Annotated in this window: 2 protein-coding genes and 1 pseudogene; 1 reads left to right on the top strand and 2 read right to left on the bottom strand. The window is 32.5% G+C overall.

Annotated features, from left to right (window positions below; genetic code table 11):
* Together ABZA26_RS11500 and ABZA26_RS11495 are read right to left on the bottom strand one after the other, a co-directional pair.
* A partial coding sequence (locus tag ABZA26_RS11500) for a biotin carboxylase N-terminal domain-containing protein (RefSeq protein WP_372714664.1) occupies positions 1 to 395 on the bottom strand: 395 nt, incomplete at its 3' end.
* Positions 396 to 892: 497 nt separating this feature from the next.
* Positions 893 to 2,146: a pyridoxal phosphate-dependent aminotransferase gene (locus tag ABZA26_RS11495; RefSeq protein ID WP_372714663.1), complete on the bottom strand. Its 1,254-nt coding sequence runs from the start codon at positions 2,144 to 2,146 to the stop codon at positions 893 to 895.
* A gap of 497 nt (positions 2,147 to 2,643) precedes the next feature.
* On the opposite strand from ABZA26_RS11495, the pseudogene ABZA26_RS11490 reads away from it, so the two are divergent.
* Positions 2,644 to 2,988: pseudogene (locus ABZA26_RS11490) on the top strand (lysine 2,3-aminomutase); the annotation flags it as partial.

The raw sequence follows: 2,988 nt of genomic DNA, 5'->3' as shown, positions 1-2,988 counted from the left end.
ACTCCCACTTTAGCGGCGACGATTTTAGACTTTATCTTATCTCCCAGACTCTCCATCATCTCTGCTGTAGGTCCTATGAACTCTATCCCGGCTTCCTCACATTTTCTTGTAAACTCAGGATTCTCAGAAAGGAATCCGTAACCAGGATGGATTGCGTCTACTCCCTTTTTTTTGGCCAGGCTTATTATTTCATCGATAGACAGATAAGCATCGATAGGCCCCTTATTTTTCCCTATCATATAGGCCTCATCTGCCTTCATTCTGAAAAGAGAAGTTTTATCCTCTTCAGAATATATGGCTACAGCTCTTATCCCGAGCTCTTTACAGGCCCTTATTATTCTTATCGCAATTTCACCCCTGTTTGCAATCAAAACTCTTTTAAACTTTTTAGACATATTTTCCCCCCTATATATCAAATATTTAAATTTTTGATTTTTCTAACTAAAATAAATTTACCTCTTAAAATATTATTTACCTGTATAAAACTTATAAATTTGTAAAAAAAAATACAGGCATTTAAAATCACAGCTTAAAAAAAACAATAAGCTCAAATGATTTTAAATCCCTGTAAAACACATATACTACTACCAACCATGCATAGCACGAGAGGGTTCATATAAATATATTTAAAGTTCTCTAAAAAACAGATATTCTATTAACAATTACAAAGTTTAAAAAAAATGCCGGCTTTCACCAATTCCAGCTCGCTCATTAAAGTTAATTTACAGTAATTAGGCTCATTTGTCAAGATTTTTTTTACTTTTATATGTCTCAAACTCTCAATTTCATTGAAACTTTAATTTCTTTTATGAATTCAGTAATTTATAAAATATATGCAGACAGTAAATAGGGGCTCTGGAAAATTTTCCAGAGCCCCCTATATTATTTATTGTTATCCCTTCTTCATTTCGTCCAGTGTTTCTTTTATGACAAATGCAAGTCCCTTTACTTTTTTCTTTGTAAGTCCGCAAAGAGCTATTCTTATACCTCCGCCTACAGCCACTGTGAAAATATTTTTCTTTTTTAGTGCTTCCTGTAGGTTTACAGTATCCTCTTTACTGAGTCTGACTGTTACAAAAAATCCTTCTTTATAAGGATATATTGGAAGATCGCACTCTCTGGCTTCAGATATGAATATATTCCCTCTTGCAGCCAGCATATCTACAAACTCAGCCCTCTCTTCGTTTGATTTTTTAAGAAGATCAGCATCACCCATTATATCAGAAAATATTTCCATACCGCCATTGGGGATATTAGACCATCTTGATCTGCATGAAAACTCAGTTATTTTTTTGAATTCCTCTACAGTTTCCTCTTTTTTTGCAAGTGCTATTTGTGCTCCTACCCTGAACCCATAACTTGTAAAACTTTTAGACATTGAAAATGCTACTACTATCATTACGTTATCAGATATACTGTTAAATGCATTCATATATTTTCTGGATTCTACTAGCCCGTTGAAAGAAAAATCCATGTAGGCTATGTCATTTATGAGCACAACAGGTCCTTTTTCTCCTATGATATTGAGCCCCTCTATAACTTCTTTCCACTCTTCATCGCTCATTGTATATCCAGTAGGGTTATGGCAAGGATCATTGATTATTGCCACCACTTTCCCGTGTTTATCTACAGCTTCACTGCATTTGTCTAAGAATGATTTTACATTAAAAGTATCATTTTCGTTAAAAAGCTCATATTCTGAAGCTTCTAGCGAGTACTCTCTGGCCATTACCTTGTATGATCCCCACGCTATGTTTGGAATGACAATAGCTTGTCCAGCATCCAAATGATTCCACATGGTATTACTTAGTGCCCCTGTTCCCCCTGCAGTAGCAACACTTCTCACATAAAAATCCCTTTTTACATCATCTAAAACCCAGTTTTCAACTGCTTCTAGATATTTCTTGTTTCCGACAATAGCTTCGGAATATTTAGCTTTTTTTAGAGAGTCAAGCTCATTGTATTTTTTAAAAAAAGTTGCCAGAGTACCCAACTCCTCGTTTTCAGTAAAAAACACCCCAAGAGTTGAATCAATAACCTTGTCATTTCCTATTTCTGCTTTTTTCTCTCTAGCTTCTTTTGCAACCCCAAAAACCCCGTCTGAAAGATATTTCCCCTGGGAATGTTTTGATGTAAATTGACTCATAATTTCTCCCCCTTCTTCAAAATATATGAATTAAATAATAGTAAAATAACTTTAATATTAATTTTAAATTTGTATATAAACTACTTCATTAGAGCCGATTTGTCAAGCAATATAAAAAAACATACATAATTTTATGAGATGATTTTTGATTTTTTAAAATCTTTGGATTCCAATTGATTTCAGAATATTTTGACTAGTAAAATCAATTCTTTCTTCAAAATCATTTATGTTCACATTTTTTAATAACATATAGATACATTCAATGAATTTTAGAATCTTTTTCTGATTAAAAAATAAGTTCTGGGTAGTTTGGATCGCTGTTTTTTTCCAGATAAAAAATCATACTAAGAACTTAAACAAACTAAAATAATCAAAAAAACTTTTTAAAAAAAGAAAAAAGTAATTTTAGGTATTGAAAAAAGTAATGCATAATTCTTTTTATAAGTTTGACTGATATTGAATTACGTGTTAGAGTGTTCTGGGGGTGTTAAATTTTTATGAATAAAAAACTTAACAGAGAACAAATAGTAAAAAAATTGAACAGCGAATCAAATATTTCCGATTGGTATAATTGGAAATGGCAGTTAAAACATTCTATTAAAGATCTTGAAACTTTAGAATCAATACTCAATATTGAGTTTAACGACGAAGAAAAAAAATCCATGAAAAAAACAATCGAGCAGTTTCCATTTGCATCGACACCTTATTATCTTTCGCTTATAGATATTGATGATTATAAAAATGATCCTGTTTACAGACAGGCCGTGCCAGATATCGAAGAGCTGAACCTGACAAACTGCGATATGAGTGACCCTCTCCATGAAGATCATGACAGTCCTGTT

Origin of the sequence: Ilyobacter sp., from assembly GCF_041583315.1 — a bacterium.
Taxonomy (GTDB): Bacteria; Fusobacteriota; Fusobacteriia; order Fusobacteriales; family Fusobacteriaceae; genus Ilyobacter.
The sequence above is the reverse complement of the archived record's forward strand: the minus strand, read 5'-3'. Positions and strand labels throughout refer to the sequence as shown.